This is a genomic window from Mesorhizobium sp. P2_D5 (genome assembly GCF_056404355.1).
Genome location: NZ_JBFUEE010000008.1, coordinates 84,591 through 108,908, shown reverse-complemented (window position 1 = coordinate 108,908; position 24,318 = coordinate 84,591). Strand labels below are relative to the sequence as shown.

General features: G+C 61.1%; 22 protein-coding genes and 1 tRNA gene. 10 read left to right on the top strand and 13 right to left on the bottom strand.

The annotated features are described in order from the left end of the window. Nucleotides 1–4: 4 nt before the first annotated feature. On the bottom strand, nucleotides 5–1,174 hold the full coding sequence (locus AC1DYW_RS28220) for a D-alanyl-D-alanine carboxypeptidase family protein (RefSeq protein ID WP_457153955.1): 1,170 nt from the start codon (nucleotides 1,172–1,174) through the stop codon (nucleotides 5–7). Between the two features lie 217 nt (nucleotides 1,175–1,391). Between AC1DYW_RS28220 and AC1DYW_RS28215 the strand changes: the two genes are divergently transcribed. Both AC1DYW_RS28215 and AC1DYW_RS28210 read left to right on the top strand, forming a co-directional pair. Next, nucleotides 1,392–2,555, top strand: a complete 1,164-nt coding sequence (locus AC1DYW_RS28215; protein ID WP_477228390.1) for a M20 aminoacylase family protein — start codon at nucleotides 1,392–1,394, stop codon at nucleotides 2,553–2,555. An 85-nt stretch (nucleotides 2,556–2,640) separates the two neighbouring features. Further along, nucleotides 2,641–2,717, top strand: a tRNA-Arg gene (locus AC1DYW_RS28210). A gap of 28 nt (nucleotides 2,718–2,745) precedes the next feature. Here the strand turns inward: AC1DYW_RS28210 and AC1DYW_RS28205 are convergent. Further along, nucleotides 2,746–2,832 carry a TPR end-of-group domain-containing protein gene (locus tag AC1DYW_RS28205; protein ID WP_477228456.1) on the bottom strand — a complete coding sequence of 29 codons (87 nt, stop codon included), beginning with the start codon at nucleotides 2,830–2,832 and terminating at the stop codon, nucleotides 2,746–2,748. Nucleotides 2,833–2,976: 144 nt separating this feature from the next. Beyond that, nucleotides 2,977–4,812, bottom strand: a complete 1,836-nt coding sequence (locus AC1DYW_RS28200; protein WP_477228389.1) for a TPR end-of-group domain-containing protein — start codon at nucleotides 4,810–4,812, stop codon at nucleotides 2,977–2,979. Between the two features lie 691 nt (nucleotides 4,813–5,503). On the opposite strand from AC1DYW_RS28200, the gene AC1DYW_RS28195 reads away from it, so the two are divergent. The 3 genes from AC1DYW_RS28195 to AC1DYW_RS28185 all read left to right on the top strand — a co-directional run bounded on the left by AC1DYW_RS28195 (nucleotide 5,504) and on the right by AC1DYW_RS28185 (nucleotide 8,476). Then, a complete protein-coding gene (locus AC1DYW_RS28195) occupies nucleotides 5,504–6,571 on the top strand; it encodes a cyclic nucleotide-gated potassium channel (RefSeq protein ID WP_477228388.1) in 1,068 nt (355 codons plus the stop codon). A 223-nt stretch (nucleotides 6,572–6,794) separates the two neighbouring features. Then, nucleotides 6,795–7,679, top strand: a complete 885-nt coding sequence (locus AC1DYW_RS28190) for a metal-dependent phosphohydrolase (RefSeq protein ID WP_477228387.1) — start codon at nucleotides 6,795–6,797, stop codon at nucleotides 7,677–7,679. A gap of 344 nt (nucleotides 7,680–8,023) precedes the next feature. After that, the gene (locus AC1DYW_RS28185; RefSeq protein ID WP_477228386.1) at nucleotides 8,024–8,476 is read left to right on the top strand and encodes a pyridoxamine 5'-phosphate oxidase family protein; all 453 of its coding nucleotides are present in this window, start codon (nucleotides 8,024–8,026) and stop codon (nucleotides 8,474–8,476) included. Between the two features lie 229 nt (nucleotides 8,477–8,705). On the opposite strand, the gene AC1DYW_RS28180 is transcribed toward AC1DYW_RS28185, so the two are convergent. The 6 genes from AC1DYW_RS28180 to napE are packed head-to-tail and all read right to left on the bottom strand — an operon-like array spanning nucleotide 8,706 to nucleotide 13,329. Then, on the bottom strand, nucleotides 8,706–9,398 hold the full coding sequence (locus tag AC1DYW_RS28180; RefSeq protein ID WP_477228385.1) for a NapC/NirT family cytochrome c: 693 nt from the start codon (nucleotides 9,396–9,398) through the stop codon (nucleotides 8,706–8,708). Nucleotides 9,399–9,400: 2 nt separating this feature from the next. Continuing rightward, the gene (locus tag AC1DYW_RS28175; RefSeq protein ID WP_477228384.1) at nucleotides 9,401–9,892 is read right to left on the bottom strand and encodes a nitrate reductase cytochrome c-type subunit; all 492 of its coding nucleotides are present in this window, start codon (nucleotides 9,890–9,892) and stop codon (nucleotides 9,401–9,403) included. Beyond that, a complete protein-coding gene (gene napA / locus AC1DYW_RS28170) occupies nucleotides 9,862–12,366 on the bottom strand; it encodes a periplasmic nitrate reductase subunit alpha (protein ID WP_477228383.1) in 2,505 nt (834 codons plus the stop codon). The genes AC1DYW_RS28175 and napA overlap by 31 nt, the downstream gene beginning before the upstream one ends. Next, nucleotides 12,363–12,629: a chaperone NapD gene (locus AC1DYW_RS28165; protein ID WP_477228382.1), complete on the bottom strand. Its 267-nt coding sequence runs from the start codon at nucleotides 12,627–12,629 to the stop codon at nucleotides 12,363–12,365. Before AC1DYW_RS28165 ends, napA begins: the two co-directional genes overlap by 4 nt. Beyond that, nucleotides 12,622–13,122, bottom strand: coding sequence for a ferredoxin-type protein NapF (napF, locus tag AC1DYW_RS28160; protein WP_477228381.1), 501 nt, complete (start codon nucleotides 13,120–13,122; stop codon nucleotides 12,622–12,624). Before napF ends, AC1DYW_RS28165 begins: the two co-directional genes overlap by 8 nt. A gap of 9 nt (nucleotides 13,123–13,131) precedes the next feature. Then, nucleotides 13,132–13,329 (bottom strand): periplasmic nitrate reductase, NapE protein, encoded by a 198-nt coding sequence (gene napE, locus AC1DYW_RS28155; protein WP_245331202.1) that lies wholly within the window; start codon nucleotides 13,327–13,329, stop codon nucleotides 13,132–13,134. Between the two features lie 385 nt (nucleotides 13,330–13,714). Here napE and AC1DYW_RS28150 point away from each other — a divergent pair, with 385 nt between their 5' ends. The 5 genes from AC1DYW_RS28150 to AC1DYW_RS28130 all read left to right on the top strand — a co-directional run bounded on the left by AC1DYW_RS28150 (nucleotide 13,715) and on the right by AC1DYW_RS28130 (nucleotide 18,633). Next, nucleotides 13,715–14,014 (top strand): hypothetical protein, encoded by a 300-nt coding sequence (locus AC1DYW_RS28150; RefSeq protein ID WP_477228380.1) that lies wholly within the window; start codon nucleotides 13,715–13,717, stop codon nucleotides 14,012–14,014. Nucleotides 14,015–14,113: 99 nt separating this feature from the next. After that, nucleotides 14,114–14,371, top strand: coding sequence for a YMGG-like glycine zipper-containing protein (locus AC1DYW_RS28145; protein ID WP_095089560.1), 258 nt, complete (start codon nucleotides 14,114–14,116; stop codon nucleotides 14,369–14,371). 396 nt (nucleotides 14,372–14,767) lie between these two features. Then, nucleotides 14,768–15,265 carry a DUF1269 domain-containing protein gene (locus AC1DYW_RS28140; RefSeq protein WP_477228379.1) on the top strand — a complete coding sequence of 166 codons (498 nt, stop codon included), beginning with the start codon at nucleotides 14,768–14,770 and terminating at the stop codon, nucleotides 15,263–15,265. Nucleotides 15,266–16,162: 897 nt separating this feature from the next. Beyond that, nucleotides 16,163–17,203, top strand: a complete 1,041-nt coding sequence (locus tag AC1DYW_RS28135) for an AI-2E family transporter (protein ID WP_477228455.1) — start codon at nucleotides 16,163–16,165, stop codon at nucleotides 17,201–17,203. Nucleotides 17,204–17,685: 482 nt separating this feature from the next. After that, nucleotides 17,686–18,633, top strand: coding sequence for a helix-turn-helix domain-containing protein (locus AC1DYW_RS28130; RefSeq protein WP_477228378.1), 948 nt, complete (start codon nucleotides 17,686–17,688; stop codon nucleotides 18,631–18,633). Nucleotides 18,634–18,780: 147 nt separating this feature from the next. Here AC1DYW_RS28130 and AC1DYW_RS28125 read toward each other — a convergent pair whose 3' ends face one another. The 4 genes from AC1DYW_RS28125 to AC1DYW_RS28110 are packed head-to-tail and all read right to left on the bottom strand — an operon-like array spanning nucleotide 18,781 to nucleotide 24,312. Then, nucleotides 18,781–19,329: an HdeD family acid-resistance protein gene (locus AC1DYW_RS28125; RefSeq protein WP_477228377.1), complete on the bottom strand. Its 549-nt coding sequence runs from the start codon at nucleotides 19,327–19,329 to the stop codon at nucleotides 18,781–18,783. Beyond that, the gene (locus tag AC1DYW_RS28120) at nucleotides 19,326–22,493 is read right to left on the bottom strand and encodes an efflux RND transporter permease subunit (RefSeq protein ID WP_477228376.1); all 3,168 of its coding nucleotides are present in this window, start codon (nucleotides 22,491–22,493) and stop codon (nucleotides 19,326–19,328) included. The genes AC1DYW_RS28125 and AC1DYW_RS28120 overlap by 4 nt, the downstream gene beginning before the upstream one ends. Further along, nucleotides 22,490–23,701 carry an efflux RND transporter periplasmic adaptor subunit gene (locus AC1DYW_RS28115; RefSeq protein WP_477228375.1) on the bottom strand — a complete coding sequence of 404 codons (1,212 nt, stop codon included), beginning with the start codon at nucleotides 23,699–23,701 and terminating at the stop codon, nucleotides 22,490–22,492. The genes AC1DYW_RS28120 and AC1DYW_RS28115 overlap by 4 nt, the downstream gene beginning before the upstream one ends. Further along, the gene (locus AC1DYW_RS28110) at nucleotides 23,698–24,312 is read right to left on the bottom strand and encodes an HdeD family acid-resistance protein (RefSeq protein ID WP_477228374.1); all 615 of its coding nucleotides are present in this window, start codon (nucleotides 24,310–24,312) and stop codon (nucleotides 23,698–23,700) included. The genes AC1DYW_RS28115 and AC1DYW_RS28110 overlap by 4 nt, the downstream gene beginning before the upstream one ends. Between the last annotated feature and the right edge of the window lie 6 nt (nucleotides 24,313–24,318).

Below are 24,318 nucleotides of genomic sequence, written 5' to 3'. Positions count from 1 at the left end.
CCGGCTAGTTCGCGACCTTGACCGGTTGGTCGCCTTGCGCGGCGGGACCGGCAACGACCGGGCCTGTGCCGGCCGGCGCCGGCTGGTCGGGACGCCAGCTCGGGATCGGCACGTCGGCATACTCTTGGCCGCCCTGGTCGAGCATGGCCTTCGGCGCCGGACCGGTGGCACCGCCGAGGCCGACGGCAACCAGCGTCGGCACATGGTCGAGCTTTTCATGGTAGGGCGATTTCGGCACATCCTTGGCGGCAGCGGCGGCGGGCGGTGCCTCGGACTGCTCCGCCCGCGCCTTCTTCTTGCAGATCTCATCATGCATGTCGTTGGGCGAGATAGTGTCGCCATAGGGCGCCAGCGTGGCGATGGTGGTCGAGCCGGCGGCCGGCGTGTCGAAACCCTGGTCGAGCAATTTCGCTGCGGCCTCGGCACGGGTGATTGCCGACTTCTCGCCAAGCACGACCGCCACGAGCGTGCGCCCATTGCGGGTCGCCGAGCCGATCATGTTGAAGCCGGAGGGGCAGACGAAGCCCGTCTTCATGCCGTCGGCGCCGGGATACCGGCCGATCAGCAGATTGTAGTTCGGGATCGCCTTCTTGCCGACCGCAAGCCCCTCGATCGAGAACCACGGCGCATATTGCGGAAACTCACGCCGGATGGCCATCACCAGCACGGCGAGGTCGCGCGCCGTCGTATATTGGTCCGGCGAATAGAGCCCGTTCGGATTGACGAAATGCGTGCCGTTCATCCCGAGCCGGGTCGCCTCGGCGTTCATCCGTTCGGCGAAGGCTGCCTGCGAGCCGCCGATATTCTCGCCGACGGCCATGGCGATGTCATTGGCGGACTTGACCAGCATCATCTTCAGCGCGTTGTCGAGCCGCATCACCGAGCCAGGCTTGAAGCCCATCTTGCTTGGCGGCTGGGAGGCCGAGTGTTTCGTCACCTTGATCGGCGAATCGAGCTGGACCTCGCCAGCCGCGATCGCCCGGAAGGTCACATAAGCGGTCATCAACTTGCTCAGCGACGCCGGATACCAGCGCTTGAACGCATCCTGATGCTGCAGGATCTGGCCGTTGTTGAGATCGAACACAACGACCGGATTGGCCTGCGCCGACCCGGCCAGGACCGACAGCACGATTGCGCCAGCCGAGAATAGTTTGAGGAAATGCCTGTGCCGCATGATCAAATCCGAAATCGCCTCTTGCCGTAGTCGCCCCTGGCTCCGTAAGATTTCGTTACGCGATCGCCAGCACGATGCAGTCCGACCCTCAAAAACCGGACTGCATCGTTGCGGTGCTATTTACTCTATGTGACGCCAACATGGCAAAGCGCCTGACGATCACAATTGCAAGGCAGCGGACAACACCCGCCTGTCCCAACAGCGAGATGGAACCATCATGCCAATCCTGAACCGTGCCGCCGAAATGCAGGACGAAGTTGCCGGCTGGCGCCAGCATCTGCACCAGACGCCGGAACTGAACTTCGACGTCTTCAAGACCGCCGCCTTCGTCACCGAGAAGCTAAAGGCCTTCGGTTGCGACGACGTGGTGACCGGCCTCGGCAAGACCGGCGTGGTTGGCATCATCCGCGGCCGCCAGGGCGAAGGCCCCACCATCGGCCTGCGCGCGGACATGGATGCGCTGCCGCTCAACGAGATCTCCGGCAAGCCCTACGCCTCGACCATTCCCGGCAAGATGCACGCCTGCGGCCATGACGGCCATACGGCGATGCTTTTGGGTGCTGCGAAATACCTCGCCGAGACGCGCAACTTCACCGGCTCGGTGGCGGTGATCTTCCAGCCGGCCGAGGAAGGCGGCGGCGGCGGCAACGAGATGGTCAAGGACGGCATGATGGATCGTTTCGACATCTCCAAGGTGTTCGGCATGCACAACATGCCCGGCCTGCCTGTCGGGCAGTTCGCCATCCGCCCGGGCCCGATCATGGCGGCGACGGCCGAGTTCACCATCACCGTGCGCGGCAAGGGCGGCCATGCAGCAATGCCGCACGGCACCATCGACCCGATCGTCATCACCAGCCAGCTGGTCGGCGCCTTGCAGACGATCGCCTCGCGCAGCACCGATCCAGTCGAGGCCGTGGTGGTGTCGGTGACCAAGTTCCATGCCGGCGATGCCTACAACATCATTCCCGAGACGGCCGAAATCGCCGGTACCGTGCGTACCCTGCGCAAGGAAATCGCCAAAAAGTCCGAAGAGCGCATCCGCGCCATCTGCGACGGGCTGGCGACCGCGTTTGGCGCCAGGATCGAGGTCGATTATCAGGCGAATTACCCCGTGACCTTCAATCATGCGGAAGAGACGGTGTTTGCCAGCGATATCGCGGCCGGTGTCGCCGGCGATGCCCATGTGCACCGCGGCATCCAGCCGGTGATGGGCGGCGAGGATTTCTCCTACATGCTGGAAGCCCGCCCCGGCGCCTTCATCTTCATCGGCAATGGCGACACCGCCGGCCTCCACCACCCGGCCTACGACTTCAACGACGAGGTCATCCCGCACGGCATGAGCTATTGGGTGAAACTGGCGGAGACGGCACTCGCCGCCTGATGCGTGTCGCCCACGGGGCCGGCCGAATTGCGTTCGGCCGGCCTCTTGGCGAAACGATCCGAAGCGGCTATGTGTCTGGCCGCGTGGTCCCGTAGCTCAGTAGGATAGAGCGGCAGATTCCTAATCTGTAGGTCACAGGTTCGATTCCTGTCGGGATCACCACTCAGTCACAGCAAATATGGCGCTGTCGCTAGCTGATTAGTTTCAGCAGATCCTTGTAGCGCGGGTGGCTGCGGATGGGATCGAAATCCGAATCGTTCTTGAACCATGATTTCATGTGGTCCCCTACCAGCCGCAAATAGGGCTCCAGCAGGTCGATGGCACAGGAGCGCCGACAGCGTGCCGGCTTCGTCAAGCCCCATCAGCCTGGAATAGCCGACCACGTCGGCGGCCAATGTTGCGGTCAGGCGTCGTTCCATTGCTATCTCGCAAGCTCCAGCACCGTCTGCCAGCGTGGAAGGCTGTGCAGCGGATCAAAATCCGAGTCTTGCAGAACCCAAGCTTTCATCTCGTGGTTGGCGCGCGGCATCACGCTTTCGAGCATGTCGAACGTCCGGTCGAAATCACCGAGGAAGCAGTGGAAGCAGGCAAGGTTGTATTGGGTCAGGACATCGTCGGGGTCGATCGCGAAAGCGCGCGCGGCCCACTCCTTCGCCCGATCGAACTCGCCAAGTCCGGCGAGCGCGTTGGCGCCGAGGTACGCAGGCCGGGGATTTTCCGGATTCCTTGCAAACTCGCGCTCGGCTCGTTCAACACCCCTGCGAGCCGTCCCCCTTTGTTCCTCATGCCGTCCCAACGTGCGATAGATCTGAATCAGCAGAAGCAGGGATTGGTAGTCGTTGGGGTCTATCTCGGCGGCGCGCTCCCAGTGGACGGCGGCCTTTTCGAGCTTTCCCCGCGCATAACAGCTGCGGGCGTAGAAATAGTGGGTTTCGAACAGGTTGGGATTGCCCGCGATCGCCTGCTCGAATTCTCGATCCGCTTCGTCGTACCGCTGGCCGATCGAGAGGGCCAGTCCGCGCGAGGCATGCGCTTCGGCCAGTCCGCTTTCGATCTCGAGCGCCTTGGCGGCGTTGGCCAGTATGCCGTCGAGCGACACCTCCTCGCTGTAGTCGAGGAACAGGAAGGAGTCGCAATCGGCGCTGCCGGCATAGGCGCGCGCATAGAGCGGGTCGAGATCGATCGCCATCGTGAACATCCGTCTGGCGAGCCGGTAGTTCAGCTTCGTGCCGCGGTGGAAAAACTCACGGCCTCTCAGATAGTAGGTGTAAGCCTCGACACTCTCGGTGGGCGACGCCTCGATCGCCTTCTTTTCTTCCGGCAGCAGCCTGACCTTGAGCTGATCGACGATCGTTTTTGTGATCTCGTCCTGAATCGCGAAGATGTCCGTCAGGTCACGGTCGTAACGATCGGCCCACAGATGCGTGCTGTCCTTGCCGTCGATCAGCTGCGCGGTGATGCGCACGCGCTGGCCAGCCTTGCGGACGCTGCCTTCAAGCACCGTTGCGACATTGAAGCGCCGGCTGACCTCCTGCACGTCGACGGACTTGCCCTTGTAGGTGAACACCGAATTGCGGGCGATCACCGACAGGCCGGAGATCTTCGACAGGTCGGTGATGATGTCTTCGGTGATGCCGTCGGAGAAATATTCCTGCTCCGGGTCGCCGCTCATGTTGTTGAACGGCAGCACAGCGATCGACGGTTTTTCCTTCGCCGGCGCTGGCTTGGGCGACGCCGCGCCGGCGAAGAGGTCGACATTGTAGACTCGAACCGGCCGGTCGATGTTCTTCAGCGTCTGCTCGCCGGTGTCCTCGAAGGAGAGGTCAAGCCGGTTGCCGACATTGTCACGGACCGAGCCGGACACCGCGACGCCGCCGGGCTTGGCGATGCTTTCGATGCGCGCCGCGATATTGACGCCGTCGCCATAGATGTCGTTGTCCTCGAAGATGATGTCACCGAGATGGACGCCGATACGGAACTCAATGCGGCGCTCTTCCGGCACGTCGACATTGCGCTCGTGCATCCGGCGCTGGATGTCAGCGGCGCACGCCACTGCGTTCACCACGCTCGGGAACTCGACCAGCATGCCGTCGCCGGTGAGCTTGACGATGCGGCCCTGGTGTTCGGCGATCTTGCCGTCGGCCATCTCGCGCCGATGCGTCTTGAGCGCCGACAGCGTGCCGGCTTCGTCAAGCCCCATCAGCCTGGAATAGCCGACCACGTCGGCGGCCAATATTGCGGTCAGGCGTCGTTCCATACTCGGTTGCCCCGCTTCCTTCGGAAGCATACCTTAGCAGTTTCCCCGTGTCGCAAGCAGCTTTTCGCTGACCAGAGGAAGAATACCGGCGTTCGCACAAGGGCAAACTGGCAAACCACTGCTCGAATGTCCGTTCATGCCGCGATCCGCGCCTATCGCGATCGATGCATTCGAAGCAAAGCCTTGTTGCGAGCGAATTCGCTGCTTCCTGTTTTCTGGGAATTCAGGCGGAGACTGGTTAGCGCGAGACTGCCGCCTTCACCACTCAGTCATGGCAAAACTGGACTATGCTGGGTAGCCCGAAATTCGCTCGACTTATCCGTAAGATAGGCTGGACCGTCTCTGATCAGTTGGGCTTGGTCCGCCCAGCCGGTCTCTGTTTCTCCCGAGTATTTGCGACCCGTCTCTGTGACCCGATTTCCGTGACCTATTGTTTTCAATAGCGATGCGGTGACGACCGACTTGGACTATGGACCATGAGTATTTCTCGCCGAGCCTTCGCGGAACCTATTGCAATTGTCCGGATCGGGTCATTCTCGTCGGTTGTGGCCTGTCTGTTCACGTCCGGTCATGAAGCAATCCCGGACATCTGGGTTCACCGCGGTGACGCACATCGCAACGCCAGCAAGCACCTTTGCGCTTGCCTTGAAGGCATTCTATTCTGGAGGTAGAAGCGGCTCGTGGGCACAGAATGTCGGTACTGCCTTTCTTAAGAATCTACGCGCCGCTCAACGCAGTTCTGGCTGCGCCTGGGCTTTTGGCGGTGGCTGCGCTCACGATACCGGCCATGTCCGGACGAAGCAGACTGGCTCTGGCTGTCGTGCTCGCGGTCATTTGGGGCGCCTATCTCCTGCAACTGGCCGCGACGCTGCTCAAGCGCCGGGCGGGAGACGTTCGGGACAGGACGCCGGCAATCGCCATTGATGTGCTCGCGGTTTTGGTTCCACTCGCCGCATTTCTGCTTGTCGGCACGCCCGACCGGAGCCTCTACTGTGCTGTCTGGCTACTGAAACCGCTGCGCGACTCGACTTTCTTCCCGGTGCTGGGCAGGGTGCTGGCCAACGAAGCGCGCAACCTGATCGGCGTCACCACGCTCTTCGGCGTCGTTCTGTTCGCTGTCGCGCTCGCCGCCTATGTCATCGAGCGCGACATCCAACCGGAAAAGTTCGGCAGCATCCCCCAGGCAATGTGGTGGGCGGTGGTCACGCTGTCCACGACCGGCTATGGCGACGAAATTCCGCAAAGCTTCGCCGGCCGCGTCCTTGCCGGGATGGTCATGATGAGTGGCATCGGCATCTTCGGGCTCTGGGCCGGCATTCTTGCCACCGGCTTCTATCAAGAAGTCCGTCGCGGGGATTTCGTCCGTAATTGGCAATTGGTCACCGCCGTGCCGTTGTTTCAGAAGCTCGGCCCGGCGGTGCTGGTCGACATCGTGCGCGCGTTGAGACCTCGCATGGTGCCGGCGGGCGCTGTGATCTGCCGCATTGGCGAGCCCGGTGATCGGATGTTCTTCGTCGTTGAGGGGCGCGTCAGCGTCGCGACGCCGAATCCGGTGGAGCTTGGCCCTGGCGCCTTCTTCGGCGAGATGGCGCTGATCAGCGGCGAGCCGCGTTCGGCGACGGTCAGCGCTGCAACGGTGGTCTCACTCCTCTCGCTGCACGCGGTGGATTTCCAGATGCTGTGCAGCAGCAGCCCGGAGATCGCGGAAATCATCCGCAAGACTGCGCTCGAGCGGCGCGGCGCGGTACCCACGGCTTGACCGTACCTCTGGTGTGCAGTCCCGGACTGCGATCGTGTACCGTCGATCTGTGCTGCACCGACAGCGGCCACGGCTTCGTGAGTGGCGAGGGCGACCGCAGCGACATTCGGTAGTCGCCGCTGCCTCGGTGGCCTCGGTCCTAAGATAATATCTGGGAACTGTGCTAGGATGGCCGCCGCGCGGCGCGACTTGTCATGCTTCAAAGCGGTCAGGAACGATTGTCATGCTCAATCCAATCTCCATCATGGCCGACCGGCTCGGCGACTATCTGTCAGACCTCTATCTCCAGTATTTCTCGCATCGCAATCCGGAATATGCGAGCTACATAGGTGGAGCGGCCCGCCTTGTCCTGGAGCGCATCGGCAATTCGAACGCCCTCTATCACAACATCGAGCACACGCTGATGGTTACGCTCGCTGGCCAGCAGATCATCCGCGGCCGGCTGCTTTCGGAATCCCTGACCCCCGATGACTGGCTGCATTATACCTGCGCGTTGCTTGTCCACGACATCGGCATGGTCCACGGCGTGTGCCAGGGCGACACCGAGGACAGCTTCGTCATTAACGAGGCCGGCGACTTCTTTACGCCACCGCGCGGCGCCTCCGACGCGGTGCTTGCGCCCTATCATATCGAGCGCGCCAAAATCTATGCGCGCCAACGTTTTGCTTCCTCGAAGTTCGTCAATGAGGAGCGCATCGTCGCGGCGATCGAGATGACGCGCTTTCCGGTGCCGAACGATCCGGCCTACCAGGTCACCAACACCGAGCCGGCGCTGGTCAGGGCCGCGGACCTGATCGGCCAGCTCGCTGATCCCTTCTATCACCGCAAGCTGCCGGCGCTGTTTGCCGAGTTCTCTGAGATCGGGATGGTGGAAAAGCTCGGCTGCAAGACCGCCGCCGATCTCGGCGCCATCTTCACCGATTTCTTCACGCTGCAGGTCGAGCCCTATATCGGCGACGCGATCCGCTATCTGGAGCTAACGACGGAAGGCAAGCAGTGGATCGCCAACCTCCACAGCAACCTCTTCCAGTCCGGGCATCGCGCCAGGATCGGCCCGTTCCCCGGCGTGTTGCAGCCGACCTCGGCGAGCCTTTCGGTGGTAACTTAAGAGCCTGGAATTGTTCCCTCTTTTCCGCCGGTGCCGAACTGGCTACGAACCAGCGATGGGTCGACGGAGAGTGGCTCTCGCCGTCCCCGGCCGCAACTCGACAATCCCCTGCCGCGCTTTGCGCACGCTGGCCAAGTCCGCTTGGCGCTGCGAAATGCTGACATTCAGCATAGCCAAGCAAACGAACCTTTTGCCGCAGAACGGGCGCAACTGATTTGCGTTTCGTTCCGCCAGCTAACGCGACCGAGGCGCGTTTGCCCGCCATTGTGTTGATGTGCGTCAATGCGAGACTGTCTACGGCCCCCTACTATGGTCACGGTCAGCAATGATTTTGGAGACAGCAGATGGACGAGGAGAGCAGAAACAAGATCGAGACGTTGTTGGATCAGCATCGGATCATGACGGTTGCAACGCTGAGGCCGGACGGCTGGCCGCAGGCGACGACCGTCGGCTACGTGAACGAAGGTCTTACGCTTTACTTCCTCTGCGGTCTGGAAAGCCAGAAGGCTGCGAATCTGGCGCGAGACGATCGCGTGTCCTTGACCATCGATCATGACGCGCCACAGGTGATGGACATCACCGGACTTTCTATGGCGGCGCGTGCGCAGCCGGTGGTGGACCGGGCCGAAGCGGAAAAGGTCCTGCGGATGCTGCCGCTGAAGTATCCCGAGCAAGTTTCGCTGCCGGGCCCGATGCCGACGCCGGAGCAGGTGCGCATATTTCGCGTGATGCCTTTGGTCATCTCAGTGCTCGATTACTCCAAGGGCTTTGGCCATACCGAGCTCGTCACTTGCTGAGCGCGCCCTCCCCAAGATAACCTTTGGGCTATGGCAAGGACGGCAAATCGCCTGCAAGTCTGTCCATTCAGACCTGGGGCTAGCACCTCGTCGGATGACCGCCAGTAGCGCATCCCTGACAGTCGATCGTTCAAGCGATACCGGGGTTGATGATCCTACCCATACGGCGTTTTGAACGGTTTCTCGCTTGTTGGTGATGGGCGATCATGCGAAACCGTCGTCCTTTAGACTAGCGCCCGGGATGATAAGTCGCCATCAAACGCTCGAGTTCGTCGATGGCGGAGGACTTCGGAAGCTTCTCGCCCTGGAGTTCCGGCCGCACCTTCCAGCCCGGATCGACGCCCTCCATGTTCGGCAACTCATGCGCGATGCCCTTATGACAGTCGATGCATGTCGCCTCGCCGGAAAGCAGGTAGCGTGTATGGATTTCGGCGGCCCGCACGGTCTGCTTTGACAGGTCCATGGCGACCGACGAATGGCAGTTACGACATTCGAGGCTGTCATTGGCCTTCAGCCGCGCCCACTCATGTTCGGCAAGATAGAGGCGCATGTCGAGAAACTTGCGTCTCGTGTTGATGGTGCCGAAGATCTTGCCCCACACTTCTTTCGAAGCTTGCATCTTGCGCGCGATCTTGTCGGTCCATTTGTGCGGCACATGGCAGTCCGGGCAAGAAGCGCGGACTCCAGAACGATTGGAGAAGTGGACCGTCCGCGTCAGTTCCTGATAGACGTTGTCCTCCATCTCGTGGCACGAAATGCAGAATTGCTCGGTGTTGGTCAACTCAAGCGCAGTATTGAAAGCGCCCCAGAACATGACGCCGCCAACGAAACCGCCGAGCGTCAGAAATGCGAGACTGAGGGTTGCGGCTGGCGCGGTGAGGATGCGCCCTGCCCACAGCGCAATTTTTTTTATCCGCTGCATGCCTACTCGCTCCCAGCGGGTTTGATACCCAACTCGCTCATGTCCTTGAAGAGGTTTTGGACAAGAGGCTGAACGTTGGCCTGTGGCACATGGCAGGCCGTGCAGAAGTAGCGTCGCGGCGAGACATCGGCGATCATCTGACCTTCGCGCGTCATGTAATGGGTAACGCTGATCATCGGTGCGCCAGAACCTTCGGTGAACTCGCGCTTGTGGCACGAGAGACAGCGGTTGGTGTTAACCGACAATTGATAACCCTCGATCGAATGCGGGATCACCGGGGGTTGGTCGGGATAGGCGCGCATCTTGCGAATATCGTCGACGATCCATTTCGGTAGAGGTTGAGCGGGAACTGACTCCATAGGCGGAGTCGCCCCTGTCAGTTTCGAGGCCATCTGGGCGATCGCCGCGGTCCCTGTGAGGAGGATGGCAACGGCGATGCCCATCGCCAGTTTGCGCCGCTTTATCAAGAGGCCGAAACGATCTTGACCGCGCATTTCTTGAAATCCGTCTGTTTGGAGATGGGATCGGTGGCGTCGAGCGTGACCTTGTTGATCAACTGGCTGGCGTCGAACCACGGCACGAAGATCACGCCCTTGGGCATCCGGTTGCGGCCGCGCGTTTCCAGCCGCGATCTGATTTCTCCCCGGCGCGAGATGATGCTGATCTCGGCGCCCTGGTTCAGGCCGCGCTTGCGCGCATCGTCGGCGTTCATGAAGCAGCACGCCCCGGGAAACGCCCTGTAGAGTTCTGGAACACGCATGGTCATCGACCCAGAATGCCAGTGTTCCAGAACACGTCCGGTGACCAGCCAGAGATCGTATTCCTTATCCGGCGATTCCGCCGGCGGCTCGTAGGGCACCGCCAGGATGACGGCCTTCCCGTCGGGCTTGCCATAGAATCGCACGCCCTCGCCCGGCTTGACGTAAGGATCGTAGCCCTCGCGGTAACGCCACTTAGTCTCCTTGCCATCTACCACCGGCCAGCGCAGGCCCCTTTCTTCGTGGTAGCGGTCATAGGGCGCCAGATCGTGTCCGTGTCCGCGCCCAAATGTGGCGTACTCCTCGAACAACCCCTTCTGCAGATAGAACCCGAAATCCCTGGCTTCGTTGTTATCGTAGTCCGGGTCGACCTCGCTGACCGGAAATTTGTCGACATTGCCGTTTCGGAAGAGCACGTCAAAAAGCGTCTTGCCCCGGTACTCTGGGCTACTGTCGAGGATTTCCGCGGGCCAAACATCGTCGGTCGTAAAGCGCTTGGAAAATTCGACCAACTGCCAGAGATCGGAGCGCGCCTCGCCCTTGGCCTGCACCAATTGGTGCCAGACGTGCGTTCGGCGTTCGGCGTTGCCGTAGGCACCTTCCTTCTCGACCCACATGGCTGCCGGCAGGATCAAATCGGCGCTCATCGCCGTCACCGTCGGATAGGCATCGGACACGACAATGAAATTGTCGGGATTGCGGTAGCCAGGATAGGTCTCCTGACTGTCATTCGGCGCCGCCTGGACGTTATTGTTGACCTGCACCCAATAGAAATTCAGCTTGCCGTCCTTCAGCATCCGGTCCTGCTCGACCGCGTGATAGCCTAGCTTTTCCGGCAGCAGGCCATGCGGCAATTTCCAGATTTCCTCCGCATGCGCGCGGTGCTCGGGGTTGGTCACCACCATGTCTGCCGGCAGGCGATGCGCGAATGTTCCGACCTCACGCGCTGTGCCGCAGGCCGAGGGTTGCCCGGTCAGCGAAAACGGGCTGTTGCCGGGCTCGGAGATTTTTCCGGTCAGCAGATGAATATTGTAGACCATCTGGTTGGCCCACACGCCACGGACATGCTGGTTGAATCCCATGGTCCAGAGCGACATGACCTTGCGACTGGGGTCTGCATAGAGTTCTGCAAGCTCCTCGAGGAATTCCCTCTCCACGCCGGTCAGTTCAACGGTCTTTTCGAGCGTGTAGTCCGACACGAACGCCTTGAATTCATCGAAGTCGATGGGCTCCATCTTGCCGGCGTTGGCCGCGCCGGTCGCGGCTATCTCCAGCGGATGTTCAGGCCTGAGACCATAGCCAATATCGGTTGCCCCCTTCATGAAGGTTGTGTGGTCGCGCACGAATGCCTCATTGACGCGACCCGTCGTGATGATGTGGTTCGCGATGTAGTTGAGGATGACAAGATCCGTACCCGGCTTGAATATGATCGGCACGTCGGCCAGATCCATGCTGCGATGCGTGAAGGTCGACAGCACCGCGACCTTCACATGCGGGTGGCCGAGCCGCCGGTCCGCCAGTCGCGTCCACAGGATCGGGTGCATTTCGGCCATGTTCGAACCCCACAGCACGAACGCATCGGCAGCCTCGAAATCGTCGTAGCAACCCATCGGCTCGTCCATGCCAAATGTCCGCATGAAAGCGTAGGCGGCGGACGCCATACAGTGACGGGCATTGGGATCGAGATTGTTGGAGCGGAAGCCGGCCCGCATCAGCTTGGTCGCGGCATAACCTTCATGGATCGTCCACTGGCCGGAGCCGAACATGCCGATTGCCGTCGGCCCTTTATCCTTCAGCACCTGCTTGCACTTTTCGGCCATCACGCCGAAAGCCTCGTCCCAGGATACCGGCTCGAACTCGCCTTCCTTGTCGAACACGCCGTTGCGTTTGCGCAAAAGCGGCGTGGTCAGCCGATCGGCGCCATACATGATCTTGGACAGGAAATACCCTTTGACGCAGTTCAGGCCGCGGTTAACTTCGGCCTGCATATCGCCGTGGGTCGCGACGACCTGGCCCTCCTTGACGCCGACCATGACACCGCATCCGGTGCCGCAGAAACGGCAGGGGGCCTTGGACCATTTGATTTCAAGCGCGCTCACGCCGCCGGGAACAGGCTGGGCGGATGCAGGGAGCGCAATCCCTGCGGTCGCCGCGGCTATGCCCGCGGCATGGGCTTTCAGGATATCGCGCCGCGTCAATTCGAACGTCATTGCCCGGTGCCCTCCTCAGACTCGATATGTTCGAACACCATGTTCGCAGCAATAACCCCGTCGAGCAGCGCGATTTGGGTGAGATAGTCGCCCATCGCCCCTGTGCTCGTGCCCTCGATGACGACGACGATCTTGCCGCCTTCATGTGCATAGACCTCGACATCGCGCATCGCTGACAGCTGCGCCGCGACATCATCCCCCCTCGTCGGCAGCACCGAGACGACGGCGCTCGATATGTGGTGGTAGCGCCGATCCTCAGGCATGGATGTCGTCCCTGGCGCGTTCACTCACACCGATCGCACTGGCGGGACAAACGCCGATGCACGCTCCGCATCCGCTGCAGGCGTCCTCGTTCAGTTCTGGAAGAAAGGGACCGCCAATGCGTGGCCGGAAGTGTATCGCCTGCTCGGGACAAGCGTCGAGGCAGGACTGGCAGGCGATGCCGGACTTCGCAAAGCAGGACGCAGATATGGCGACCGCATGCTCGAATCTTCGCGGCGTGTCTGTGCTGAACACGGGCTCCGGGCAGGCTTTCGCGCATTCACCGCAAAAGGTGCATTCTCCGACGGTGAAATCGAGAGCCGGAAAGGCGTGAACGAGAGAAATAATGCCTGTCGGGCAAGCTTCGACGCAGGCTGCGCAGCCCGTGCATGTATCAAGACCATGGTTCGACATGCCTGGAGGCCGGATGCCCAAGGCCGGAACGGTGCGGCCTTGCAGAAAATTGCGGCGGCTCAGATTGCGGGCGTGGTCCATCGCCGACCCTCAATGCAAGCCGTGGGGAGGTCCCGGCGGGCCGAAGACAATCTGCCACATCCAGATGAGGAAACCGTATCCGCCGACCGCGCCAACGGCTGCAATCGGCCAAATGCCAAAAGCTAGGACGAAGAAAGTTAGCAACTCGGATCGCCGTTTCTGGCGAAAATCGGTCGCACTTGTAGCTTCGAGAGAGTCTTTGTTCACGGAACCTATCCATCCATGAGTGCAAAACTCGCCGATAAGATAGCCTGATACTAGCGCCGGACCAACACATTTCAGATCGCTGTGCGGGTCGACGAAGGCTCTTTAGCTCGGCCCTTCGAGCGTCGCCGAAGGGCAGTGAGCTGTTGCCGCCCCATAAGGGGACGTAGAGCTCAACCACGGGATTCTCAGCTAATTTCTTCGCGCGCCCGCTCGGATAAGGTGTGCAGCAATTCGACACGTCTTATCAGAAAACACGGCGGCGCTGCCTCAAGACGTCGCTCAGGCTCCAACGAGGGCTCTGCGTAGTGAGCTCAGTGGAGCGTCCGCTAGAATTGGCATTGTGGGGTTCTATGGTGGAGCTCTCTAAATTCCTGGACGCGTAGCCATGCCGGCCGTCGCAACCATGGTCATAGAGTTCGTCTGCGGCGCTGCAAGCGGAATTGCGCTCGGCCGCCGGGTGCCAAGTTTCAGCCTTGGCAGGACAGCCGACGGCATAATCGGCGGCATTGGCGGTCTGCTTTTTGTATGGCCCTCCGCCCGGATACCAGGTGTCGGGCCCCTCATCGGCCACCACGCCGATGGCCTGACGCCGACCATGTTGATCGGAGCCGCAATAGCAGGGCTGCTGGGAGGTGTTGTCCTGATTGTGTTGGCCGGGTTCGTTGGGGCACTCATGAAAGGCTGACAGCTGCGAATGAAGACGATGGCCCTAACGCACTACGCTTTCCGCCCCATCCGGGTGCGCCATCGCTGAAGATTGCCAGGCAGCTACGAGGAGACCATTATGAGGAAATTGGCTCTTGCGCTTGCAGTCGCCTCAGGTTTGACAGGCTGCACCAACGCGGAAAAAGGCGCTGTGATCGGGGGCGTTGGCGGCGCCGCGCTCGGAACAGCAGCTGGCGGTAACGACGTGCGAAATGCGGTCGTTGGCGGTGCAATCGGGGCCGTCGCGGGTACCTTGATCGGAGCAGCGGCCGACCGTCGCGGATATTGTCGATACCGGGATCGGCACGGCCGAATCTTCGAGGCGCCATGCCGGTGATCGCGTTTCGTATCTTGCTCTGCCGTAACGCTCGCGGGGCGCGAACGACGCATGACCCGTTGTGCCCCACTTCCATCTTCTGATGTCACCCGGCGGTGCTCTGTTCCCTGTTCGAATTCCCAATGCGCTCTCCCCCTTCGCGGAAGCCCGATCAGACAATGCCGCTTCATGCAGACCTCCGGATGACGGCTGCGTACCATTGAGATGAAGTAACTGCCTGCGGCGATCCGGCGCCAGTCGAAGCCGTTCTGACGTCTTAGGCTGCGGTCAAAAAGGGACGGACCGCAAAGGCGTGGGATTCCCGGCTAATTTCTTCGCTTTGGTAGAGACCTAAAATGGCATCCCGCAATCTTGTGAGCGCATCTCGATCCCATCGATTTTCGCAGTGGAGGCCCCATGTCCGACCTGGTCGTCATAGTCTACCCCTCCGAAGCCAAGGCTGAAGAGGTGCGCCAGCGCCTGTTTGCATTGCAGAAGGAATATCTCATCAACATCGGCGACGCCGTGATCGCGACCAAGACGGAAGCTGGCAACGTAAAGCTCAACCAGATCATGAACACCACCGTCACTGGTGCTGTGTCCGGTAGCTTCTGGGGGCTGCTCATCGGTGTCATTTTCCTCAATCCCGTCATCGGTGTGGCGATTGGCGCCACTTCCGGCGCGCTTGGCGGCGCACTGACCGACGTCGGAATAAACGATGCTTTCATGAAGGATCTGTCGGCCACCTTGCAGCCGGGAAATGCTGCATTGTTCGTGCTCGTTCACGGAATGACCGCCGATAAGGTGCTGAGCGCAATCAAGGGATTTGGTGGCGTCGTACTCAAGACATCGCTGGACGAGACGAAGGAGCAGATCCTTCGTGAGGCGCTTAGTCAGGCGTCCAAAGCCGCATAAGATTCAACGCCGCTGAGGAATCGCGTGAGCCGATCGCCTAGCAACGTGGACAGAACGATGGGCGCATTCGAGACTGCTGTCGTACTCGCCATAGAGGTCATCTGTGGTGCAGCGGCCGGCCTCGCTCTGGGGCGATGGACGGGTCTTCGTCTGGGCGCAAAAGCCGATGCCTTGACGGGCGCGACCGGCGGACTGGCTCTGACCTGGCTGGCCGGACAGCTGCCAGGCATCGCCCGTGTTGTCGGAAAAGTGGAAGGCGCGGTGGACGCCACAGCGCAAGGCGTTGGCGTCCTTACCCCGGCAATCCTTGTCGGGGTTGGCATCGCAGGATTGTTGGGCGGCCTCGTCCTTACCGCGTGCATTGCCTTTGCCGTAGGCGGAGCCAGGCGTCGAGGGCGATCCGAAAGAGAAATGAGATGAAGCAGGTGCAATGCCTGTTTGCCCGCCCGAGCACGTGCTTGCTGGTCGCTGCATTGTTGTCGGCATGCACTGTCGCCGTCGATCATCCTCGTCCTGTTCCCCCGCGACCCCAGGCCTGCACCTTCCAGCATGCACCTGTTTGCGGTCGACGAGGTGAAAGGCTGCAGACATTTGGCAACGCGTGCATGGCTCGCGCCCAAGGATTCCAGGTGGTGAGCAATGGCCAGTGTCGCATGTCGCGGCCGACCCAGCCGATAGCCTGTACTCGAGAGTTTGCTCCGGTTTGTGCGAGCCGGAGTGGGCGCCTGCGCACCTTCTCCAACGCTTGCCTGGCCCGTGCGGATGGTTTTCGGCCAGTTCATGCCGGCCGCTGCCGTTGAGGCTTCCGGCAGGAATTTGAGCTTGGCTTCTTCTCGGCTGTGAACACTTCCGTTCCGGAGATTGCGACCGTTGCGCTCGACAGACGACAAGCCAGAAATGACAGAAACGAGCGGTCGCGGGGCGATTCATCCTGTTGCAACCGGCATCCTCGTCCTCGCATTGTTGTATTTCGCCAAGTCAATCTTTATGCCAGTTGCATTCTCATTGTTCGTTCTCGCGCTGGTCTTGCCCGTTCAAATGGCTTTGCAAAGGCGGATTGCGAAGCTGGCGGCGATGCTGATCACACTGTTGCTCACGGTTGCAGTGATCGTAATCGTCGGATCCGCCGTCGTGTGGGGACTCGGCGAACTGTCGCAATGGCTGTTCTATAATACCGGCCGGCTCCAGGAGATATACACGCACTGGGCGGACTGGCTGGAGAGCCATGGCATCGCAATCGTTGGTCCGCTTGAAGAGCATTTCAATCTGACCTGGCTGATCAGCTTGACACAAGGCCTTCTCAATCGGCTGAACAGCATGGTCGGCTTTGCCATATTGACCTTCATCTTTGTCATGCTTGGCCTGCTCGAAGCCGACGATTTCCAGCGTCGTCTTCGCCTGAGTTCGGCTCAACCTCAAGGCGAGATGCTCTTGCAAATCGGCCGCGAAATTGGCGCCAAGGTCCGCCGTTTCATGGTGGTCCGCAGTATCGCATGCGTGCTGACGGGCTTGGTCGTGTGGGGGTTTGCCTTGGCTGCCGGGCTCGAACTCGCAAGCGCTTGGGCGGCGATCGCTTTTGCGCTGAACTATATTCCGTTCGTCGGACCGCTGGTGGCTACAATCTTTCCGACCTTGTTCGCCGTCGCGCAGTCCGGGTCGTGGCAACTGGCCCTGATAGTGTTCCTCGGCCTGAACGCTATTCAGTTCGTTATCGGCAGTTATCTGGAGCCATCCCTGACCGGCGCATCGCTGGCGATCTCGCCCTTTGCCGTGATGTTTGCCATCTTCTTCTGGAGCTTTTTATGGGGTCTGCCCGGGGCTTTCATCGGCGTCCCAATTCTGATTGTTGTAGTCACATGTTGCATGCACCAACACTCGACACGCTGGATTGCTGCGCTGCTGTCCGGAGGTCCTGTCGAAATATCTGGTGCTTCTTAGCTGTATTAACTACGCTTCACGGCCAGGCGGGGGCGTCGAAATCCAACTACCTTGTACAACCGGAAAAATCGGCTTAAATTGGCACTTGCGGGGAGATATTCTTGTCTTTGAAAGATATCTCTGATGAGAGTGCTCTTGCCGACAGTCGCGGGCTGCGCGAAAAGGGGTGCGCATAACGCATCCCTAATGTATCTTTGCTTTCGGCGTGCCGACGTTGTGGATTGGTTGTTGAAGACCCTGAGCGGGAAATCTGGCCCGGTCAGGGCTTGCGCCCGTTAGGAGGTCCGATTGTGACCGCTAACGCAGCGAGGGCGCTTTCTGTCGACTTCGCCGAGCCGTTGCCTCAAGCAGCAGGGGTCGCTCCCAAGAATGACCCGCGTCCGGTTGTCCCGGAACGCGTTCCGGTTCCCTGCTTTGAATTCTCGACTCGGGAGCTGCCTCCGAGGGACCAGTTTGCGGCATGGCGCCAGAACTTCGCGACTATGCTCGACTTTGTCGAGCCGAGCGATACTGCGGCGGGTTTCGCCGGCACGCAGCTTCTCTGGGACCTAGGCGATCTTGCCCTGGCTCAGATCAGCACCAATGGCTTGGATTTTACCAGCCTGGCGGGTCGCATTCGCCGGGACCCCATCGATCATTGGTTGGTGACCCTTATCCGGGACGGCAGATCGCAGACGACCACTCCATCCAGGTCTTTTGACGGAGAGGCCGGATCAGTGCAGGTGCATTCGCTTGGCCGGGTCTTCGAGGGAAGCGTTACAGACAGCGAAATGCTGTTGCTCTTCGTACCCCGCGACTTCTGCCGCGACATGGGGTGGGGTCTCGACATGGCCGAGTTCACCGTGCTCGGTGGAGGCATGGGGACGCTGCTTGCCGACTATCTGGCCAGCCTCGCCCAGAGGCTTCCTACGATTAATGTTGGCGATCTTCCTGGCTTGCTCGGTGCGACCAGGGCGATGCTACAGGGTTGCATCGCGCCATGCTCTGACCATCTCGCCGAAGCCCATGATCCGATTTCCGCCACCTTGCTCGAGCGCGCCCGTCGATTCGTGCAACTTCATCTGTTTGAACCGGATCTCGGCACCGAGCGTTTGACACGCGGACTCGGGATATCGCGTTCACGACTCTACCGACTGTTCGAGGCTTCCGGAGGGATCGTGCACTACATCCAGCATCGGCGGCTCCTGGCGGCCCATGCAGCGCTCGCTGATCCGAATGACCGCCGTCGAATTCTCGACATTGCTGACGAACACGGCTTCGGTGATGGCGCTGAATTCAGCCGGGCTTTTAGACGCGAGTTCGGATACTGCCCGAGCGAAGTGAGAGCTGGTGTCAAAAACGGACCATCGAACTGGCATATGAAAGAGGTGCAGACCGCTGCCCCGTCCGAGCGTCTGAGCCGTTTGCTTCTTCGGCTCCAGGCGCAATGACCGGCGTGGTCGATCTCGCTCAAATCGGGTAACCCGATCCAACCCCATCGAACAATGCGAGCACCATCTGCATTGACGGACCGATCCGCGGCCCGCAACGCAGCACCGCCCAGCGATCAAATCCGCGAGCCCGGCCGCGGCGAGAATTCACGCTGTCTTGGCCGCAGATACCCAGCCGTTTGTCAGCCAGGCAATGCCATGCGAAATGAGGTCGATACCCAGCAAGAATCCAAGCACCCAAAGGCCGGTCGTGGGCCATCCAGTCAGGACAACAAGTCCGGCCAGAAATCCGAATGCTCCGGACAGAACCATCGCCCAGCCGACGTCGCTCCAGTGCCTGACGCCGACAAAGAGGCGCACGATGCCCGAGGCCACAAGCAGCAGTCCGAGGACGTAGGTCAGGACAAGGGCGCCTGACACAGGCTGCCTCACCACCATGGCACCAAAAACAACATACAGGATGCCGAGGAGGAATTGCCATATGAAGCCGCCCCATCCCTTCATCCAGAAGGCGTGCATCATCTCGAACGCACCCACGACGATGGCCGTAACACCAATGACAATGGCGCTGATCACGGTAGCCAGCGCCACGTCACCCAAGACGAATATGCCCCCGACAATCAGCACGAGGCCAAGGAGAAGACGAACCGATGTGGGTGGCAAGGTCGATGCGGTTCCATTCTCATAGGCAGTCATGGCTCCCTCCCCGATTGCTGGACTCCCTCATTGGTGTCGATTCCTGCCTTCGGCCGCACAGTGGCCCACTCCGCAATATGCTGGATCGCCGCGAATAGGGCCGGGATGATGAAAAGGCCGACCGTCGTTGCGGCCAGCATGCCGCCAAAGATTGTGACACCCACCGCCTGGCGCGCGCCGGCTCCTGCGCCGGTGGACACCGCCAGTGGAATAATGCCCAGAATGAAAGACAGAGCCGTCATCATCACGGCACGGAAGCGCTGCTCGGCGCCAAGTCTTGCCGCTTCGTCGATCGGTTGCCCCTCCTCGCGGCGTTCCTTGGCGAATTCGACGATCAGGATGGCGTTCTTCGACGCCAGCCCGATGAGCAGCACGATGGCGATCTGCACATAAAGACTGTTCTGCAGTCCGAAAAGCATGAGCGCCCCCGTAGCGCCGAACAAGGCGGCTCCAAGGGACAGAATTACCGCGATCGGAAGCATCCAGCTTTCGTACTGCGCTACCAAGAACAGATAGGCGAACAGGAAGGCCAGTCCGAAGATCATGGTCTCCTGTCCGGCGCTGCGCCGTTCCTGGAACGACAGGCCGGACCACTCGTAGCCATAGCCGGCCGGCAACGCCTGGGCCGCGACACGTTCGATGGCGTCCATCGCCGCTCCGGAACTGCCGCCTGGCGCGACCTGGCCGTTGATCTGTGCCGCTACCGAGAGGTTGTAACGGGAGATGACGAAGGGCGCGAGCACCGTACTGGTCGATACCACCGCCCTGAGCGGCACCATCGCGCCCGTCCGGCTGCGAACATGGAGATTGAGGATATCCTCCGCGTCCCCGCGATGCTCGGCGTCAGCCTGCAGGTTGACCTGGAAGACTCGCCCCTGCAGCGTGAAATCGTTCACGTAACGCGACCCGAAGCTGGCGCCGATCGTCGAATAGATGTCGGACACGCTCACTCCAAGCGCTTCGGCGCGGGTCCGGTCGACATCGACATAAATCTGCGGCACATCGGCGCTGAAGGTAGTCGCCACACCGCCGATTTCCGGCGCCTGGTTGATCTCCGAAACGAATGCACGGACCACCGCCGCGATCTCCTCCGGCGGCTGGCCCTGCAAAGCCTGGAGGCGCAGATCGAGGCCACCAACCGCCCCGATGCCGGAAATGGCCGGTGGCGAAAAGACTGCAACATTGGCGCCCGGAATGGTTGAGAATTGCGCCCGCAATCTTGCGAGGATGGCGTCCAGCCGCAGATCCGGCGTGTTGCGCTGATCCCAAGGATCCAGCGCCGCAACCACCATCGCACCGTTGGGAGATTGTGTCCCCTGCACGATGCTGAAGCCTGCGACCGAAATAACGTTCTCGACGCCTTTCGTTGCCGACAGAGTCCTTTGAACCTCGCCGACAATCGCCCTCGTGCGATCGAGCGAGGCGGCATTAGGAAGCTGGATATCGACGAACAGGGCGCCCTGGTCCTCGTCCGGGAGGAAGGTGGAGGGGAGACCGCTGAACAGCAGGTAGGCACCCAGGAAACAGGCGGCAAGCGCGGCGAGAGGTATGATCCAAAGGCGCACCAGGAAACCGACCAGCCGACCATAGCCGACGCGCGTCGCGTTCATGAAGCGCGCGAACCAGCCAAGTGGACCGCGCCGGTATCCGCTCTGTCCGCGCCTCAGCAGGATCGCGCTGAGTGCCGGGCTGAGCGTGAGGCCGACAACGGACGAGATGACCAGCGCCGCCGACAAGGTGACCGCGAACTGACGGTAAAGCTGCCCGCTTATGCCGGACAGGAAAGCTGTCGGGATCACCACGGCGAGGAGGACGAGCGTTGTGGAAATGATCGGACCCGTGATCTGTCCCATCGCCTTGCGGGCGGCCGCCGCCGTTTCGATGGCGGGGTCGTCCTCCATGACATGCTTGACGTTCTCGACGACAAGGATGGCGTCGTCGGCGACCAGTCCGATCGCCAGCACCAGGGCTAGCAGCGAGATCGAGTTTATCGAATATCCGAACGCCAGCAGGATGGCGATGGCGCCCAGCATTGCGACGGGCATGGCCAGCGCCGAGACCAGGGTGGCGCGCCAGTCCTGCAAGAACAGATAGGTGACGACGAGCACGATCAGGAAAGCCTCGCCGAGGATCCGCACGATGAGCGAGAGGCTCGTACGGACAAACCGTGTCGCGTCGTAGACGACCTGGTACTGGAGGCCGGGCGGAAACGTGGGTGCAAGACGCTTTAGCTCGGCGAGCACGGCGTTGGCGGTCTGGATCGCGTTGGCTCCCGGCGCCTGGTTTATCTGAAGCATCGCCGTGTCATGCCCGGCGAAGCTCGCGCTCGATGAATAATTGCGCGCGCCGAGTTCGATGCGGGCGATGTCGTGCAACCGTACGATCGCTCCGGCCTCGCCGGTGCGCACGACGATGGCCCCGAATTCATCCGTGCTCATGAGGCGGCCGCGGGCCACGAGCGTATATTGCAGCTCGGTGCCTTCCCGCGCCGGTGGGGCCCCGGCCTGGCCAAGCGAGGCCTGGATGTTCTGCCGCTGAATGGCGGTGGCCACGTCATCGGCCGTTATACCGAGGGCATCCATGCGTGCCGGATCCATCCATATGCGCATCGAGTATTCGGACGCGCCGACGACGGAAGCCTCGCCGACACCGGTGACACGCGAGAGCGCATCGGCGATCGTTGTCGAGGTGAAATTGGTGATCTGCAGCACGTCGAGCTTGCCGTCCGGAGAATAGAAGGCGATGCCAAGCACGAAATCGGGCGATCTCGACCGCACCGACACGCCTTGCTGGGTGACCGCGGCCGGCAATTGAGAAATCGCCAGTTGCGCCCTGTTCTGCACATTGACCTGCGCAATGTCTGGATCCGTGCCGACTTCAAACGTCACGGACAGCGAATATTGCCCGGCATTCGAACTTGTCGACGACATGTACATCATGTTGGGGACGCCATTGATGGCCGTCTCCAGAGGCCCGCCGACGACATCGGCTATTACTTCCGCGCTCGCGCCAGGATAGATCGCCGAGACGCTGACGGTGGGCGGCGTGATCTCTGGATATTGCTGTACCGGCAGCGAAAAAATGGCGATCGCGCCTGCAATCGAAATGACGATCGACAAGACGATCGCCAGCCGGGTCCGGGTGATGAAGAGATCGGAGATCATTGGCCATCGCCAACGGGCTGGCCTTGGCTCGGCTGAACCGTCATGCCTTCGACAAGACGCTGGATTCCCTGGACGACGACCTGCTCGCCGCCGCTGAGGCCAATGGTGACCGCCCAGCCATTGTCGACGCGTGCGCCCGTGTCGATGCGCCGTTGCGAGACGGTGTTGCTCTTGCCGAGCAGATAGACGAAGCGCCCCTCGCGATCCTGCAGCACCGCTGCCTGAGGTACTATCGGCAAGCGGGGCGCGTCTTTCTCCCGCACGTAGAGGGTGACGAACTGTCCCGGCAGGAGGATATGGCGAGGATTGGGGAAAACTGCGCGGGCCGCGACCGTCCCGGTCTGCGGGTCGATCTCGTTCTCGATAAATTCGATTCGACCGGGCGTGTCGTAGTCCGTCCCGTTCGCAAGACGCAGCGAAAGTCTCAATGTGCTCGGATCGACGTTACTGCCGCTCGTCGCCTCCTGCTGCCGGATCGTCACAAGCAACCCTTCGGTCACAGCGAAAGCCACGCGGACGGTGTCCAGGCCGACTATGCGTGCCAGCGCACCGGAATCCGATCCGATCAGATTGCCGGTCGTGAACGTCGCGCGGCCGATGTTGCCGGAGATCGGGGCAGTGATACGAGCATAGGACAGGTTGAGTTCGGCGGTAGTCAGGGACGCCTGGGCAACCTGCACGTCTGCGGCAGCGACATCGAAGGCTGCCTGGACCTCGTCTAACGCGGCCTGTGAGATCGTTCTTCGGGCGAACAGATCCCGGTTGCGCGCCAGGCTCCGTTCGGCCGATATTCGTGTTGCCTCGGCACGCGCCACCTGCGCCCGTGCCGACGCAACCAGGGCATTGAGTTGATCCGGCTCGATCTCGAACAGCGTTTCCCCAGCCTTTACCGCTTGTCCACCCTTGAAATCGACGGAGTGCAGAAAGCCGGTGACACGCGCCCGGATGTCGACTGCCTCTATCGCTTCCACGCGACCGGTAAACTGCACGGGAGTGCTGACCCGCTGAACCTCGATCTTCTCGACGACGACAGCGGGCGGCGGCGCCTGCGTTCCGCCAGGTTGCTGGGCGAATGAAATCGAACTGATGAAAGGTGGTCCGGCGCCCCCCAAGCCAGCAGCCACCAAGCATGCCCAAAAAGCGCGGCTGATCCATCGCCGCCTCGCGGCCGGACGATGTCGCTCGGACGTTTCGTACGGCGCCTTCATGACCGGGCTCTACGCATCGTCAGGGCAATGGCAATGTAGGCGCCGCCGGCGACAAGGAGGGAAATGCCAGCGACCGTACCTGGTGTGTAAATGCTGGTATAGGGCAACTTCAATGCGAGCGTCGCACTAGCGGCCAGGGCGACCAGGCCCGATACTCCGAACCACTGCCAACCGTCTTGATCGCGCACCCGAAGCGCGAGGGCGACTTGCAGGATGCCCTGCACCAGAAAAACCAAGGCGATCAGAAGCGTGATCGCGAGAGCGCCCTTGAAGGGATTGAAGTATATTAGGATGCCGCCGACCAACTCGACCGCGCCCGTGAGCTCTTGCCAGATGAATCCGCTCCACTCCTTGACTCGCAGGGATTGAACCATCTTCACAATGCCCGCGAGCGAAAGGACGATTCCAAGGACAACGCCTGCCGCGAATGTGGAAACCACGGGCAGCGCGACGGCCAGCACTCCAGCCGACGTCAGGCCGATGCCCAGCGCCAAAAACCAACCCCATTTGGAACGCAGGGAGTCCGCTTGATGCTGGTGATCGGTTCCGCTCGTGGATGCGCCGCTCATCGTCGCTTGCCTAACCAGAATTGCTGCAGGAGCGGCGCCCATCTCCGA